Genomic DNA, 16,175 nt, shown 5'->3' on the forward strand with positions numbered 1-16,175 from the left:
GCTTCCGCAGGGACCGATGAGCGCGGTGGACCGGCTTCCGCCGCGACCGAAGAGCGGGACGAACCCGGCCCCCCGGCGACCGGCGAGCGGCGCCGACCCGCTCGGCCGGGGACCGCGAAGGGGGCGTCCGCGTGGATCGTGGTGGCCGTCTACACCGCCGCGATGTGCATGAACGGCCTGGATTCGACCATCGTCAATCCGGCCCTGTTGACCATCGCGGAGGACTTCGACCGGCCCGCGGTGGCCGCGAACACGGTCGAGATCGCGTTTCTGGTCGCCCTGGTGGCCGCGCTCCCGGTCGCCGGCCGGCTCGGTGATCGCTTCGGCACGAAACGCGTCTTCCTGGGATCGCTGGCCGTGTTCACCGCGGCCTCGGCCGCGTGCGGCCTGTCCCAGAACCTGGTCTCGCTGGTCCTGGCGCGCGTCGTACAGGGCCTGGCCGGCGGCCTGTTGACGCCGGTCGGGATGACCATCCTGTTCACCGCGTTCGCGCCGCACGAACGCATGCGGCTGGCCAAGTGGCTGATCGTGCCGACCGCGCTGATGCCCGCGCTGGGTCCGCCGCTCGGCGGCTTTTTGACCGAACACCTCTCCTGGCACTGGCTGTTCCTGGTCAACGTGCCGATCGGCACGGCCGCCGTACTGCTCGGCCTGTTCGGGCTGCGCGAGCACCACGCCGGTGTGGTCGGGCCGTTCGACCGCACCGGGTTCTGGCTCACCGTGCCGACCCTGGCGCTGCTCACCTACGCGCTCGGCTTCGGGCCCTCGCAGGGGTGGACCACGCCCGCCATCGCGATCGCCGGCATCCTCGGCCTGGTCCTGTCGGTCGTCGCGATCGCACACCAACTGCGCTCCGACGAACCGTTGTTGCGACTCCGGCTGCTCGCCGATCGGGCCTTCGGCCCGGCGACCGCGCTGGCCCTGGTCACCTCGGCCGGGCTGATGGGCGTGCTGTTCGTCTTCCCGCTGCTGTACCAGGCGGCGTTGGGCGCGTCGGCGCTGGACGCGGGGCTCGGGGTGTTTCCCGAGGCGGTCGGCCTGATGTTCGCGTCGCAGGTGGTGGACCGGCTGTTGCCCCGACTGGGCCCGCGCCGGCTCACCGCACCCGCCCTGGTCCTGGCCGCGCTGGTGTTCGGCGCGCTCGCGCTGCCGGGGGTCGCGGACAACGCCTGGGCGGTACGGGCGTTGATGTTCTGCGTCGGACTGGTACTGGGTACGGCGGTGTTGACCGTACAGATCGCCGGGTTCGGCGAGATCGAACCCGCCGACATGGGTCACGCGATGGCGCTGTTCACCATCGTGCGCACGCTCGGCGGGTCGCTCGGGATCGCGGCCGGCGCCGCGGTGATCGAGGCGGGCGGCGGTTCGGGCCACGACGCCGGTGCGCCGGGGCCGTATCGCGCGGCGATCTGGGTCACCGCCGGACTGGTCGCGCTCGGCGCGCTGTTCGCGCTGCGCCTGCCACGCGAGGCACCGGCGCCACCACCGTTCGAGGACGACGACGAGGCGGGTCACGGGACGGGACCCGGCGCCGAACCCGGAGCGGGTCACGAGGTCGAAGCGGGAGCGGGTCTCGGGACTGCTCCCGAGCCCGAGTCCGCCCGCACCGATTCGGCCGGCGCCTCAGCGCCCGTCCGAGGCTGACAGCAGGTCGACGAGTCCGACGGCGAGCCCGCCGCGCCAACAGGCGTAGTCGTGGCCGCCGTCGAACTCGGTGTAGGTGAGCGGATATCCGCGTTCCAGCAGGACATCGCGCAACCGGCGGTTCTCCGCGAGCAGCATCCACTCCAGCAGTCCCACCTCCAGGTGGAACCGGATCGGCAGACGCTCGCTCGTGGCGAACCGTCGGGTCAGCCATTCCGGTCCGTCGTTGCTCTCGTCCGGATCGGGCCACCAGAACGACCCGGACTGGGACAGCGCGTTGCCGAATCGGTCCGGTCGACGAAACGCCCCGAACGCCGCGGTCAGCCCACCCGCGCTCTGCCCCACGAGCACGGCGTGCGCGGGATCCCCGCTCACCCCGTGACGCCGGCCGGCCCACGGCAGCAGCACGTCCGCGAGCCAGTCCACGAACGATTCGCTACAGGTGAGATCGGCCATCCGCCGTTCCCGACCCATCGTGTCCACGAGCAGCGCCACGGTGGGCGGGATCCGGCCGTCGGCGTGCAGGTTGTCCAACGTGTCGCCGATCCCGAGCACCGAGCCCCAGACCTCGCCGTCCAGCAACACCGCCACCCGGTAGGGCTCGTGCCGCACGCCGGCGGGCACCAGCACACTCACCCGGCGTCCGTCGACCGTGGTGTCCAGCCGCGTCCCGCGCGGTACGCCCGGCCGGCGCCGCGCCCACGGCTGCGCGGGCGCGTCCGGCAGCGCCAGTACCGAGGACGGGTTGCGCCCGTCCCGCGCGGCCAGCGTGGGCGCGTGGTTGTACGGGTCGGGCACCGCCGCGTCCAACACGCCCAGCCAGGCCGCGCGATCGGTGCGCAACGTCCGGCCGCGCTCACCGGTGCCGACGAAGAACTGGTACGACGCGCGCAGGTCGGCGGGCAGCCGATGGGTGATCGCCCACACGTCGGTGCCGGCCACCCGGCGCATCAGATGCGGCGTCAGATCGCCCGCGTGCCGGTCCCGGTCGGTGAACGTGTGCAACAGCGCGAGTACGTCGTTCGCGGGCGCCGCCGAGTCGTCCCGCCACACGAAGGTGACCAGGCGCTGCCCGGGATCGGCCGGATCCGGCTCGATCAGCGGGGCGCCGACCTGCTCGACCCGGGCCCAGAACTCGGGCCCGGCGTCGACTCGTCCGGCGGCGACCGCCTCGGTCAGCGCGTGCAGGATGGGTGTGTCCATGATGCTGGTCGCTTTCTGCGCGAAGACGAAACGGGCGGTCGGGATCCCGCGGGCGGCACCGGCCCGGTCCCACGAGCCACCGCCCGCGCGGGCCGGGCCACGGCACGGGGCTCGACCCGCGCGGGCGGCGACCCCGATACGGGCTCGGCCCCGGGCGCGTGACGCTCCCGGGGCCGAGCACTGCCGATGACGGCGCGTCAGGAGGTGACGGACAGCGCCTTGTTCAGGTCGTTGAGCACCACGTCGGCGGCCAACGGGCCGCCCCGGGTGGACCACACCGAACCGTCCACGGTGACCACGTGGTTCTTCTTGACCGCGTTCAACTCCTTGTACGCCGGCTTGTCCTGAACCTCCTTGAGCGCGCTCGCGCCGTCCGAGGTGAGCGTGCCCAGGAACAGCCAGTCGCCGTCGATCTCGGAAATCTTCTCCAGGCTCAACGCGGGGGTGTGCGCGTTGCCGTCCTTGTCCTGCGCCTTGGGCCGGGTCAGACCCATGTCGAGCGCGACGCCACTGGCGAACTGGCGCTTCTCCATCCAGCTCGGCCCGTTCGGGTTCCAGCGCACGATGCTCACCGCGGCGCCCTTGTTCGCGGTCAGGTCCTCGCCGGTCTTCTTGGCCTTGGCCTCGTAGTCGGTGATCACCTTGTTCGCCTGGTCCAGCTTGTTGACCGCGTTGCCGATGCCCCGGAAGGACAACTTCCAGTCGTCGGTGGGCGCCATCGTGACCAGCGTCGCCGGGGTGATCTTGCGGAGTTGCTTGAGCACCTGCTCGTCCTGCATGTCGCCGGCCAGGATCAGGTCCGGCTTGGCCGCGATCACCTTGTCCATCACCGGCTGGAGCAGGTTCCCGACCACCTCCATGCCCTTGACCTTGTCGGCCAGGTAGGCCGGCGGCTTGTCCAGGCCCTGGCCGTTGGTGATGCCGACCGGCTTGACGCCGAGCGCGAGCACCGCGTCCAGGTCCTCCTGGGTGAGCACCACGATCCGCTTGGGAGCGACCGGTACCTGGACGGCGGTGCCGGTCGCGTCCTTGACGGTGCGCGTGCCACCGGCCGAGTCGCCGCCCGCCGGCGCGCCGCTGCCCTGGCTCGCGGCGGGCTTGTCGTCGGACTTCGAGTCGGAGTCGGAACCGCACCCGGTGAGCAGCAGGCCGGCCGCCCCCGCCACGGCGAACAGCCGAACCACGCGCCGCCGAGCGGTCGCGAGCGAGCGATGAGAAGAGGACATCTGGGACTCCGGGCGCGAGGAAGGGCGGGGGCCGGGGTACGGCACGACCCGCGAGGTCGCACTTAGGTTAGCCTTACCTTGCATGAGGTCCGCAAGGTGGTACGGGTCCCCATCGGTCCGGGTGGCCCATGTCACGCCCGAGCGGCGCACGTTCGATGCCCCTGCGGGGGATCTCGGCCGCTCGTACGGGTGACCCCGGCGTGATCGGCGGCTCGGGCCGGGCGCCGGTCCGTACGGTTTCCCGCATGAAGCGGACCACCGTGACGCGTTCGATGTTGTCGATGGCCGCAGCGGCCGTGCTCGTGCTCGCCGGCCTGGCCGCCCCGGCCACGGCCGACCCGCCCACGGCCGACCCGCCCACCGGCGGTTGCCTCGCCGACCGATTGACGCGACTGAGCACACTCCGGCACCGCCTGGACGAGCTCGCCCTGAACGGTCTGGCCGGCAACAGCCAGTACTGGTACGTCGATCACCGGCGCTGCACGCTCGCGATCGCGACGCTGCGGGGCGCCGCCGACCCGGTCACGTCGGCCTTCCTGCACACCGCCCGGATGTTGCCCGCGCCGGTCGAGATCACCGAACTCGGCGCGCCGGTCACCACCCGCGTGGCCAGGCGGCCCGCCGCAAGCCCCGACACCCGGGCCGCCACCGGGTTCCACGGCGGCAGCACGCTCTACAGCGGGCTCACCGGCACGGTCTTCATCTGCACCGCCGGCTTCAACGGATACCGCGCGAACACGACCGGCACGGCGGGCCATTGCGCCCGCGACGCACCCACCTGGTACGACGGCACCGGCACCCTGATCGGCACCGTCGACGAGTCCCGCTTCCCCGGCGCCGACTGGGCCGTCATCCCCGCGGCCGAGGGCCTGGACCTGACCTCCGACATCCTCGACGGCGACTCCACCACCACGATCACCGGCTTCGCCCGACCCCGACTCGACGACCGGGTCTGCGGCACCGGCGCCACCAGCGGCACCCGCTGCGGCACCATCGACGCCACCGACGTCACGGTCAACTACCCCGAGGGCCCGGTCACCGGCCTGGTCCGCAGCACCCAATCCGGCACCGCCGGCGACTCCGGCGGCCCGGTCCACACCGGCCACACCGGAGTCGCCCTGATCAGCGGCGGCCCACCCGAAGGCGCCCCCACCTTCCTCCAACCCCTGAACTTCTGACCCCCACCCCCGGGCGCACCGACACGCCCAGCAACCCACCCGAAGGCTCCTCCACCGCCCTCCAACCCCCGAACCTCTCAGCCCCACCCCCCGAACGCACCGACACGCTCAGCGGCGGAGGAGTTCGAGTTGGGTGGTGAGGGTGTCGATGCCGCGGTAGGTGAGGCCGACGAGGGCAACGTGTTTCCAGCGCAGGATGCCCTCGGCGTCGATGATGAAGACGGCTCGGCGCAGGGCGTTGCTGCCCAGGCCGATGCCGTAGGCCTCGACCACCTTGTGCTCGGTGTCGGCGAGCAGCGGCATCCGCAGGTCGTATTTGCGGGCGAAACGCTCGTGGCTGTCCAGTCCCTGCGGGCTGATCCCCCACACGGTGGCGTCGAGATCGGTGAATTGTTCGAAGCCGGAGGAGTATGAGCACAGTTGCTTCGTGCAGACAGCCGTGTCGTCGCCGGGGTAGAAGGCCAATACGACCGGGCGACCGCGCTGGGCGGACAGGGTCAGGGGAACGCGCTCGGCCTCGCCGTCGGTCAGGTGCACCGCGTCGAGGGTGAAGTCCGGCGCCGGGGCGCCGATCTCGGGGGTTTTGGACACGTCGTGGTCTCCTCGGGCGGGGTGGGCGGCGGCGTGGGGCCGGCGCACTGGGCACCGAGACGCTACCCGGCGTCGCTCACGGCCGTACCAGCGCCATCCGCCGGACCAGTAGCACGATCGCGGGAAGCGGGAAGAGCAGCAGGAACAGGTTGGGCAGCCACCACTCGGGCGCGAAGTCGCCGCGCAGCACCCAGAACGCGATGGCCTGGAGGCCGGCGGTGCTGGTCAGCACGAGCGAGATCAGCATCAGCGGGTGGGCGTTCCCGGTCTCGGTACGCCGGCCCAGGCGCAGCGCGGCCAGACCGGTCGCCGCGGCCGCGAGGTCGAGCGGTACGAACGAGTAGTTCCAATCGCCGATCACCGGATCGGCGTAGTCCTTGTAGGTGTACTCGGCCGGGATCAGCGCGAACAACGTGACGGTCCAGTACACCAGGAAGCCCACGTCGGCGACGGTCATCGAGACCCGGGTGAGGCACATCAGGTCGGCGCCGCGCGAGCGCACGGCCGCGCTACTCATGGGTCGTCCCGCCGTACAGGTAGAGCACCGCCACGCCGACGATCACCAGCGCCATGCCGAGCACCGTGCCCGGCCGGAGCGGCTCGTCGTAGAGCACTACGCCGCCGGCCAGTGCGCCGACGGTGCCCAGGCCGGACCAGATCGCGTACACCGGACCCACGTTCAGCGTCTTGAGCGCCCGCGCGAGCAGCACGAACGCGAGCAGGTAGCCGACCGCGACGACCGCACTCGGGACGAGCCTGGTCAGTCCGTGCGAGGCGCGCAGCGACAGGGTCGCGGTGACCTCGGCCAGAATCGCCCCGCCGACCAGCAGTCCCGCGATCACGCCGCGCCGCCTCGGGTGCGGATCAGATCGGTCAACAGCGCGCGCAGATCGGTGTGCGCGGCGTCGTGCGGAACGCCCAGGTCCAACAACCGGGCCGCCCACCAGCCGTCCACCGCCATCCGGACCAGGTCGGCGACCGCCGGGTCCAGGCCGTCCGAGGCCAGCCGACGCTGCCAGTGCGCGTAGCGCTCGCGCAGGCAGGCCAGCACCTCGGGGCCGCCGGCCGCGGCGAGCAGCGCGAGTGGGACCTGGTCGACGCCGCTGCGGTCGCCGGTCGGTGACTCCGCGGGGATGCTCGCGTCCAGCCACGCCAGCGCGAACGCCCCGGGCGGGCAACCCGGTTCGGGCAGCGCGGCCTCGAATCGGTCGGCCAGCCGTTCGACCACGCCCTGTACCAGCGCCTGCTTGCTCGGGAAGTGGTGCAGCAGTCCGCCCTTGCTGACGCCGGCCTCGCGGGCCACCGCGTCCAGCCGGACCGCCTCCACGCCGTCCCGGACCAGTATTCGTTCCACCGCGTCCAGCAGTCGATCGCGCATCGACGCACCACCCCTGTCCCGCTCTGGTTCCCTCCGGACCATCCGGACGGTCCGGAGCAACGGTAGCAGCGAATCACCTCGGCGCACGTGTCCTCGTTCGAGTGATCCACCGTGCACCGCACGGCAGTTGCCGCATCGCGAGAGGCCGCGAGAGGTCGGGGGGAGTCGGGAAGGGTCCGGTGGGACCCGGCGGGTCGTCGCTCGGCGGCTTGGGATACCGAAGCGGAGGTGGGCGGGGGCGAGCCCGGGGTCACTCGGTGGGCTCGCCGACGCGGCGTGGCGGCCGACGGGCTCCCGAGCCCGGGCGGCGGCTTCGCCGGCGGCGACCCGGGCGGCGGTCAGCCGGCCGGTTCCGCGCCCGAGGCCGACCCGGCGCCGGCCGGGTTCTCGTCGGTGGACCCGGCGGACGGGACCGCCTGTTCGGCTTCGGACGAGGAGTCCGTCGAGGCCTCGGCGCTCGACCCCGAAGCGGCGTCGGTCGCCGCCTCGGACGAGACATCCGTCGGCGTATCGGAAGCCGACTCCGAACTCTGCACCGCCGGGCTGTCCCCGTCGTCGTCCCCGTCCCCGTCCCCGGAACCGTTCACCAGCAGGCTCACCACCACGATCAGCGCGATCACCGCGACGATCGCGACGACCGCACCGATGATGTACGCGAGCCGCCGGCGCCGAGGCAGCGGAGCCGCCGGATCGTCGGGCAACGGCACGGTGGGCGACTGAGCCCGAAACGGCGGCGGCGAAGCGGGTCGGGTCGCCGGCGTCGGCTCCGCGGCAGGCGGAGCGGCGGCCGGCGAGGCCGCAGGTGTGGCGGCGGCGGCCATACCGGCCGGATGTACGGGTACCGGCACGGTCGTTCCATCCGCGCCCACCGGCCCCACCGCTCCCGCGGGCCCCTCCTCGTCCGCGGAACCTTCCGGCCCCGCCGGCTCCCCGGCGGCCGCGGGCCGCGCGAGCTCCGTCGGCGCGGCCAGTTGCCGCGCGATGTTCCGCGCACCGCTGTCGGTCACGTTCGCCGCGAGCAGCAGCCGGACTCGGTCCGCGTCCGGTCGCCCCGCCGGATCCTTGTCCAACAGGCCCAGGATCACCTTGGTCAACGGCCCCGCCCGACGCGGCTGCGGCGGCGGCTCACCCAGCACCGCGGCCATGCTCGCGTACGCCTGCTCGCGCCGGAACGGCGAAGTGCCCTCCACCGCCTGGAAGAGCGTGCAGCCCAGCGAGAAAAGGTCGGCGGCCGGCGTCGCGGCGTCCCCGCGCAGCCGTTCGGGCGCGATGTACTCCAACGTCCCGATCACCCCGGACGCGGTCAGCCCCGCGTCGTCCTCGTGCACCGCGATGCCGAAGTCGACCAGCGCGATCCGCCCGGTCGGCGCGAACAGCACGTTCGCGGGCTTGACGTCGCGATGCACGATGCCCAGCGCGTGCGCCGCGGCCAGCGCGTCCACCAGCGCGGTTCCGACCACCCGGACCTGCTCCACCGTCAGCGGGCCGTCCTCGGCCACCACCTCGGCCAACGTGCGGGACGGCACGTACTCCATCACGATCCACGGCACGCCGTCCTCGACCACCACGTCGTGCACGCTGACGATGTGCGGATGCTCGCGCAGCCGCGCCGCGTTCCGCGCCTCGCGCATGGCCCGGGCGACGCGCTGCTCGCGTTCCGCGTCCGGGAGCCAATCGCCGATGCTCACCTGCTTGATCGCGACCTCGACATGCAGCAGCTCGTCGGTCGCGCGCCACACCACACCCATGCCCCCGAAACCCAACTGCTCGAGCAGCCGGTATCGGGCGGCGACAAGACGACCCGAACCTCGCGTGTCCATGGCAGGCCCACCCCCGAATGACAGTGTGGGCCGGATTCGGTCACCGCGCCGGCAAACGGACATCCCGGATCGCGCCGATATCGCGCCGATCCGGAGGAAGCGGTGCCGGAATTCGTTCCCGACTCGTTGTCCGGGCTCGCGCGCGAGTCTCTGCCGCGAGGGTGCCCGATCCGGCACCATGACGTAATGAGCCGTGTGGAGAAACGCACGTCGACCGAGCCGCTGTTGCCCGCTCCGGCGCCGCGAGCCCTGCCGCCCCTGGCCGGCCTGCCCGTCGCGCTGATCGTGTTCGCGGTGTTCGCGGTGCAGACGGCGGTGTCCTCGCGCTACGGCTTCCATCGCGACGAGCTGTACTTCGTCGTGGCCGGCCGGCACCTCGCCTGGGGTTACGTCGACCAACCTCCGCTCACCCCGCTACTCGCCCGCGTGTCCGGTGAGTTGTTCGGGGACGACCCGCAGGATCTGCGGATATTCGCCGCGCTCGCGTGCGCGGCCACCGTGTTGGTCGTCGCGCTGATAGCACGCGAGTTCGGATCCGGCCGGCCCGGCCAACTACTGGCGGCGGCCTGCGCGGCCACGTCCGGCATCGTGCTCGGCGTCGGCCACCTGTGGTCCACCGCGACGCTGGACATCCTCGCGTGGCTCCTGGTGGCGTGGTTCATGCTGCGCCTGTTGCGCACCGGCGACGGGCGCTGGTGGCTCGCGGTCGGGGCCGCCGTCGGCGGCGCGATGCTCAACAAGTACCTGGTCGGCTATCTCGTGGTCGCGCTGCTCGTCGGCCTGTTCGCGGTCGGTCCCCGGGACGTGTTGCGCAGCCGTTGGCTGGGCGGGGGCATCGCGATCGCGGTCCTGCTCGGTACGCCCGGTCTGATCTGGCAGGCCGGCCACGACTGGCCGCAGTTCACCGTCGCGGGCGGCATCAGCTCGGACGACGGAACGACCAACCGGATCATGTTCGTCCCGCTGCAAATCGCCTACCTGTCACCGCTGTTCGTGCCGATCTGGGTGGCCGGCGGGATCCGCCTGTGGCGCTCGGAGCAGCTGCGCTGGGCCCGCTCGATACTGCTCGGCTACCTGGTCCTGTGCGTCCTGGTGATCGGCTCGGGCGGCAAGTCGTACTACGCGCTGCCGCTGCTGCTGGTCCTGGTGGCGGCGGGCTGCGAGCCGACCGTGCGGTGGGTCGCGTCCCGGCCCGCCAGGCGGGTACCGGTCGGCTCGATGCTGGTCATCGCCACCGTCACCAGCGCGGTGATCTCGCTGCCACTGCTGCCGGCCGCCAAGGTGAACGCGGTGAACGGGATCAACCCGGAGCAGGGCGAACAGATCGGCTGGCCGGAACTGGCCGACGCCGCGGCAGTGGCCTGGACCCGGATTCCGCCCGAACAACGCGACCGGGCGGTGCTGTTCGCGGGCAACTACGGCGAGGCGGGCGCGCTCGACCGGTACGGTCCCGCCCGCGGACTGCCCAAGCCGTACTCGGGCCACATGTCCTTCGCCGACTGGGGGCCGCCGCCGGACCGCGCCGACGGCCCGGTGGTGATCGTGCGCGAGGGCGAGGTCACACAACGGTTCCGGGACTTCGTCGACTGTCGCCTCGTCACTCGGGTGGACAACGGCAAGGGCATCGACAACGAGGAGCAGCACGCGGTGGTCGAACTGTGCGCGGGCACGGCACGGCCCTGGTCGAGTCTGTGGCCCGACCTGCGGCACTTCTACTGATCGACGGGCGGCGACCGGAGCCGGTCCGGGCCGAACGCGACCGGCCCGGACCGGCCCGCGCCCACCCGGGTCGACCCGCCCTCGCACAGGTGTCCGGATCGGTGGTCGGCGACCGGCCCGACCACCCGGGCACACCCCGGATCGGCCCGTACCGCGCCCGTAGGATGCGGCCACGCAGGGAGGAGCGTCATGGCGAATGCGAGTCCGCCCGGCTATCGCACCGGCGGCGAGGGGCGGCCGGGATCGTTGACCGGCTCGGCCTACCGGGAGATCCGGCGGCGGGTGCTGCACCTGGAGCTCGCGCCCGGCGCGCGATTCACCGAGAAGGCGGTGGCCGGCGAGTTGGGGATGAGCAAGACACCCGTGCACGAGGCGCTCGCGCTGCTCGCCGAGGACGGCTTCGTCGAGGTCATCCCCCGCAGCGGCTACCGGGTCTCCCGGGTCACCGTACGCTCCGCGCGCGAGCTGTTCGACCTGCATCGTGCGCTGGAACAGGACGCGGCGGCGTCGGTGGCGTGCCGGCCGACCGAGGTCACCACGCTGGTGGCCCGCGAGAACGCGTGGGTACGGACCCGACGACCGGTCGAGAGTCCGGACGCGTGGCTGGACCGGTACACCCGGCTGCATCTGCTGCTCGCCGAGCCGGTCGGGAATCGGCATCTGCGCCGCGCGCTGGGTGGGACCCTGCACGCGCACCACCGGCTGCTCCGGCTCTGCGTCGCCGCCGACGGCCCGCATCCTCGCACCATCGCGGGCGACGACGCGCCGCTGCTGGAGGCACTCGCGGCGGGCGACCCGGGCGCGGCACGGCGCGCGGTGCACACCCGGCTGACCGGATGTCGGGAGCGGGTGCTGGACACGCTGCTCTCCAGCGACGCGCTGCTGGACGTGAACATCGCCGGGCCCGCGTCCCGATCGTGATCACCGGCCGCGCGCCCCGACTGTGACCATCAGACCCGCGTCCCGACTGTGACCATCGGACCCGCGTCCCGACCGTGTCCCGGGCCCGCGTCCCGACCGCAATCCGTGCCCGCGCGGACCGTGATCACCGCGCCCTCGACCCGACCGTGATCGCCCGGCCACGCATCCCAACCGTGATCGCGCGGGCTCGCGCGGACCGTCGCCCGGATCGCGTCCCGACCCTGATGGTGACCGGTGCCGCGTACCGCCCCGACCGCCCGGGTTCACCCGTCGCGCAACAGCGTGCCCAGGTCCAGGTCGAGCAGGTCCGCCGGCGGCTCGGCGCCGAATCCGTCGTCGTCCGCACGGCCCAGCCGCGCGGCGACGGGCGGCACCAGCGCGGCGACCACGGCCGCGCCCAGGGCCCGGACGCCGGCCTCGACGGCGCTCGCCGCGGCCTCCGGATCACCCGCCGAGAGCGCGGCCCCCAATGCCCCGTGATCGGGCGCCGGCCAGCGCGGATCGCCGAGCGCGGCGGCCAGACACACATGCCGGAGGTGGTGGCGCAACACGTAGTGCTCGACCTCGGCGGCCCGCCCGTTCCCGGCCCGTTCGGCGAGCGCGGCGCCCAGTCCGAGCCACCCCAGCGGCTCCGGGCCGACACCCGCCCCGGTGCGAGAGCCGGACCGGTGACACGTGCCCGGTACGCCCGTCGCGACCACGGCCGCCGCCGCCCGCCGCCACGCGTCCGCGGTGTCCTCCAGCCCGCGCGGCCCCGCCGCGTCCCGCCGCCTCGCGGCCAGCCGGGCCAGCAACGTCTCGATCGTCAGGCGCAGTTCGAGCAGTTCGCGGATGTCGCGCAGGGTGACCGGCATGACCAGATAGCCCGAATGCGGCGCGACCGCGACCAGGCTCTCGTGGGTGAGCAGATTGAGCGCCTCGCGCACCGGCGTCTTGCCCATCCCCAGGACCGTCGCCAGCTCCCCCTCGCTGAACACCGTGCCGGGCACCATGTCCAGGCGCAGGATCCGACCGCGGATCGCCTCCCGGGCGAGGGCGGTCCGGCTTTTCCTGCGCGCTGTCGGGCTCGGCGTCATGTCCGGATTCTCCTCGGCTCCCGGCCGCGTTCCGGGTCGGCGGCGGGGATCGGCGAGGATCGGCAAACCGGCGGGTCGACCGGATCGAGGAACGCGCCCGACCCGCGCACCGCCCTCGACGCGGCCGACTTCACGCTTGCCCGGGGGGACTAATATCTCAGGGAGCCGAGTCGGCGACAAGGACACGGGGGTGCTCCGGCCCCGGATGGTGCCCACGACGTGGGGCCTTTGCCATCGCCGCCGCCGACTCCTGCGATGATCCTCGCGACGAGGAAGGTGGTTTCGGATGACCCGCGCGGCCCGCACGCCGACCGGCGCTGTTCCGGGGCGCGCCCGTTCGGTTGCCGGTCCTCCTCCGACGACGCGCGACCGGGCCTACCATCGGAATCGTGTCGAAGGCTCCACCGACCGCATCCGCGAGCCGCACCCGCACGCCATCCCCTCGGGACGAACGACCTTGGACATCGACATATGACCGCGTCGCAGCACACCCGATCCGCATCCCCCGTCACGCTCCTGCGGGAATGGCACGAGCGCGCCGACGGCGCCGCCCTGCACGAGGCCCTGTTCATCGGCCTGGGCGTCGACCTGCCGTACCTGGAGCGCGTGGCCGTACCGCTCGCCCGCGACCTCTCCGCGCGCGTCGCGATCCTGGGGGACGCCGCGCAGGAGACACACGACCCCGTCGAGGTGCGCGGCGCCGGCCGTGACTACCTCTACGCGCCCACCGTCTGTCCCGGTGGCCTGCGCGCCAAGCTCGTGGTGCTGCTCGGCGAGCACGCGTGCCGGATCGCGATCGGCGGCGGCACTCCCGGGCTGCCCGGCTGGGCCGACGACCGGTTGTGGACGGTGGTCGAGACCGAGCAGGACGCGTCCAACGCGCTGCTGGCCGACGTGGCCGACTGGCTGGACAAGCTGCCCGACCTGGACGGCGTCGCGATGGCCCCGTGGGCCGGCGAGTACCTGCGCGAGATCGCCGGGTTGCTGACCGAGCGACACATCATGGCGGACGAGACGCCCGGTCCCGAGGCCCGGTTGCTGGACAACCTGGACCGTTCGCTGCTGGCCCAGGTGCCGGCCGGTCCGGTCGGGGAGCTGCACGTGTACGCGCCGGCCGTGGACTCGACGGGCGACACGCTGCGCGAGCTGATCGCGCGGCTGTCCCCGGCTCGGGTGCGGGTGGGCGTGCACGAGAACTGGTCCGGCTACACCGGCGCGCTGCTGCGCTCGGCGCTCGCCGGCCGCCCGGCCGACGTGCTCGTACTGCCCGAACAGCGGCCGGCGCACGGCCGGTTCGCGCAGTGGCGGATCGGCGAGCACTGGTTCGCGCTGACCGGCAACGCCGACCTGACCCGGGCCGCGTTCGCGGACACCGCGGCCGGCGGCGGCGGTCTCGACCTCGCGGTACGCACGGTCGGCACCGACCTGCTGCCGCTCGGCGAGGGGCGCACCACCTCGCCCGCCGGCCTGGACGCGCTGCGCGGCGTCGCGGCCGGTGCCGAACTCGTCCTGCTCGGCGCCCAAGCGGACGGCGCGGGACTGCGCGTGGTGCTGTCCGAGGCCGCCCGCGAGCCGGTCACGGTGAGCACCTCCGCCGACGGATCGCCGGGCTCCTGGCGGGAGTTGGGCACCATAGCGAGCGGCGCGACGAGCGCCGGCTTCCCGCCCGCGGCCGGTCTGGGTCCGGCGGTACGGGGCAGTGTCACGCGCGCCGACGGCAGCGTTCTGCACTCCGCGGTGGTGTTCGCGTACAGCCCGGCCGCCGCCGCGCGACCGAGCGAGACACGGCTCACCCCGCGCCCGGAGCCCACGCCGAGCACGCCGCCGACGCCGCGGCCCGCCGCGCCGACTGCCGTGGTCGCGCCGCGCCCGATCGAGGCCCCGGCCGCACCACAGGCCACGCCCACGCCGCGCCCGCCGACACCGACTCCGAGTCCGGCTGCGGCACCGTCGCCCGCGCCGACTCCCTCACCCGTCGCCCCCGCCGCGCCCGCTGCGACGTCCGCCCTGCACGTCCCCACACGCACCGACCTCGAACCGATCCCGGCCCTCCCGGTCGAGGACAGTCCGTACGCCGACGCGATCGAGGAGTTCGCCGCCCACGGCTGGGTCGCCGGCATCGAGGACGGGATCTGGCGGATCACCGGCTCGTTCGGCAACCCGGTCCCGATCGCGGCGGTGGCCGCGACGCGCCTGGCGCAGTACGGCGAGGCGGTGCTGATCCAGGCCGGCAACGAACGCCGCTGGGCCTTCATGGCCTGGGACGCGCCCGACCTGACGCTGCTCAACTGGCCGGCGCGGAACTGGCGCAGCTACCAGATACGGCCCCCGGCCGACCCCGAGTCGCGCTTCCGGGGCGGCGACCTGGCGAGCGTCCCGGGCCGGGTCGGCCCGCTCAACCGCCAGATCGGCGACCCGCCGCCGGCCCTCCTGCGCGTCCTGGACGAGGTCGGCATCGGCTTCGCCGAACTGGTCAAGACGCTCCAGCAGATCGGCGGCTGACCGCTCCCGCCCCACGCCGCCGCCGGGCCCGCGTTCGCGCGGCCGATCCGTGGATACCTAGCGAGCGATCGTTAGGATGTCCACAACCAACACAATGCGCCCCGGAACGGCCGGAGCCCGTGCGCGGAATCAGGAGCCGGACCCCATGGCGGAGCCACTCGCGGCCGATCTGCGCGCCGACGGCCACACCGACTGGCGCGCGTACGATCCGCTGCTGCTGCCGCCGATCCTGGCCGCTTCGCTCGCCGCGTTCGACGAGCACGGGTATCACGGCACGACGGTGCGCGACATCGCGCGCCGCGTGGGTGTGACGGTGCCGGCGCTGTACTACCACTACCGGAACAAGCAGGCGCTGCTGGTCGAGCTGCTGCTCGGCTCGATGAACGCCGCGCTCGGCCGCTGCCGGGGCGCACTCGCCGAGGCGGACGACGCGCCCACCGCGCGGTTCGCCGCACTGGTCGAGTGCATCGTGCTGTACATGGCCAACCGCGCGCCGCTGGCCTTCCTGGACACCGAGATGCGCAGCCTCGAACCCGACAACCGCGCCCGCTACGTCGCGATGCGCGACGAACTCGAGGCCCTGATGCACGACGCGGTCCGCGACGGCGTCGCGCTGGGCGAGTTCACCACGCCGTACCCCGTCGACGCCGGCCGCGCCGTCCTCACCTGCTGCCAGGCCGTCGCCGACTGGTACCGCTCCACGGGCCCCTTGACCCCATCCCAGATCGCCGACCGCTACGTGCAAATCTCCTTGGCCACAGTCGGCCACACCCCAAAACCCACCCCACCCGGCACTTGAGGCCAACCCAACCAACACCCGACACCCAACACCGACCGAACCAAATCCAGCCCGGCCGGCACTTGAGGCCACCCCAACCCACACCCAACGCCGCCCGAACCACATCAGCCCGGCCGGC

14 protein-coding genes are annotated in these 16,175 nt (G+C 73.1%); 6 read left to right on the forward strand and 8 right to left on the reverse strand.

The features are described 5' to 3' along the window. Positions 1 to 162 precede the first annotated feature (162 nt). A complete protein-coding gene (locus OG948_RS06830; RefSeq protein WP_406300194.1) occupies positions 163 to 1,644 on the forward strand; it encodes a DHA2 family efflux MFS transporter permease subunit in 1,482 nt (493 codons plus the stop codon). On the opposite strand, the gene fes is transcribed toward OG948_RS06830, so the two are convergent. Both fes and OG948_RS06840 read right to left on the reverse strand, forming a co-directional pair. Then, on the reverse strand, positions 1,624 to 2,847 hold the full coding sequence (gene fes, locus OG948_RS06835; protein WP_406294626.1) for an enterochelin esterase: 1,224 nt from the start codon (positions 2,845 to 2,847) through the stop codon (positions 1,624 to 1,626). The two genes, OG948_RS06830 and fes, sit on opposite strands and share 21 nt — an antisense overlap. A gap of 197 nt (positions 2,848 to 3,044) precedes the next feature. After that, the gene (locus OG948_RS06840) at positions 3,045 to 4,073 is read right to left on the reverse strand and encodes an ABC transporter substrate-binding protein (RefSeq protein ID WP_406294627.1); all 1,029 of its coding nucleotides are present in this window, start codon (positions 4,071 to 4,073) and stop codon (positions 3,045 to 3,047) included. 245 nt (positions 4,074 to 4,318) lie between these two features. Between OG948_RS06840 and OG948_RS06845 the strand changes: the two genes are divergently transcribed. Then, positions 4,319 to 5,251 carry a S1 family peptidase gene (locus tag OG948_RS06845; RefSeq protein ID WP_406294628.1) on the forward strand — a complete coding sequence of 311 codons (933 nt, stop codon included), beginning with the start codon at positions 4,319 to 4,321 and terminating at the stop codon, positions 5,249 to 5,251. 108 nt (positions 5,252 to 5,359) lie between these two features. Here the strand turns inward: OG948_RS06845 and OG948_RS06850 are convergent, their stop codons facing one another. The 5 genes from OG948_RS06850 to OG948_RS06870 form a co-directional block, all read right to left on the reverse strand. Continuing rightward, positions 5,360 to 5,842, reverse strand: a complete 483-nt coding sequence (locus tag OG948_RS06850; protein WP_406294630.1) for a peroxiredoxin — start codon at positions 5,840 to 5,842, stop codon at positions 5,360 to 5,362. 76 nt (positions 5,843 to 5,918) lie between these two features. Then, complete coding sequence (locus OG948_RS06855) at positions 5,919 to 6,359, reverse strand: DUF5360 family protein (protein ID WP_406294632.1); 441 nt, start codon at positions 6,357 to 6,359, stop codon at positions 5,919 to 5,921. Continuing rightward, entirely contained in the window at positions 6,352 to 6,684 is a 333-nt protein-coding gene (locus OG948_RS06860) for a DMT family transporter (RefSeq protein WP_406294633.1), read from the reverse strand. Before OG948_RS06860 ends, OG948_RS06855 begins: the two co-directional genes overlap by 8 nt. Continuing rightward, entirely contained in the window at positions 6,681 to 7,220 is a 540-nt protein-coding gene (locus OG948_RS06865) for a TetR/AcrR family transcriptional regulator (RefSeq protein ID WP_406294635.1), read from the reverse strand. Before OG948_RS06865 ends, OG948_RS06860 begins: the two co-directional genes overlap by 4 nt. A 338-nt stretch (positions 7,221 to 7,558) precedes the next feature. Beyond that, positions 7,559 to 9,040, reverse strand: a complete 1,482-nt coding sequence (locus tag OG948_RS06870; protein WP_406294637.1) for a serine/threonine-protein kinase — start codon at positions 9,038 to 9,040, stop codon at positions 7,559 to 7,561. A 186-nt stretch (positions 9,041 to 9,226) separates the two neighbouring features. Here OG948_RS06870 and OG948_RS06875 point away from each other — a divergent pair, with 186 nt between their 5' ends. Then, on the forward strand, positions 9,227 to 10,759 hold the full coding sequence (locus OG948_RS06875; RefSeq protein ID WP_406294638.1) for a glycosyltransferase family 39 protein: 1,533 nt from the start codon (positions 9,227 to 9,229) through the stop codon (positions 10,757 to 10,759). Between the two features lie 189 nt (positions 10,760 to 10,948). Then, on the forward strand, positions 10,949 to 11,680 hold the full coding sequence (locus OG948_RS06880; RefSeq protein WP_406294639.1) for a GntR family transcriptional regulator: 732 nt from the start codon (positions 10,949 to 10,951) through the stop codon (positions 11,678 to 11,680). Positions 11,681 to 11,943: 263 nt separating this feature from the next. On the opposite strand, the gene OG948_RS06885 is transcribed toward OG948_RS06880, so the two are convergent. Beyond that, positions 11,944 to 12,756: a GntR family transcriptional regulator gene (locus OG948_RS06885; protein WP_406294641.1), complete on the reverse strand. Its 813-nt coding sequence runs from the start codon at positions 12,754 to 12,756 to the stop codon at positions 11,944 to 11,946. A gap of 471 nt (positions 12,757 to 13,227) precedes the next feature. Between OG948_RS06885 and OG948_RS06890 the strand changes: the two genes are divergently transcribed. Then, a complete protein-coding gene (locus OG948_RS06890; RefSeq protein ID WP_406294643.1) occupies positions 13,228 to 15,258 on the forward strand; it encodes a hypothetical protein in 2,031 nt (676 codons plus the stop codon). A gap of 145 nt (positions 15,259 to 15,403) precedes the next feature. Then, positions 15,404 to 16,057: a TetR/AcrR family transcriptional regulator gene (locus OG948_RS06895; protein ID WP_406294645.1), complete on the forward strand. Its 654-nt coding sequence runs from the start codon at positions 15,404 to 15,406 to the stop codon at positions 16,055 to 16,057. Positions 16,058 to 16,175: the final 118 nt, after the last annotated feature.

Origin of the sequence: Embleya sp. NBC_00888 (assembly GCF_045207655.1) — a bacterium.
Lineage (GTDB): Bacteria > Actinomycetota > Actinomycetes > Streptomycetales > Streptomycetaceae > Embleya.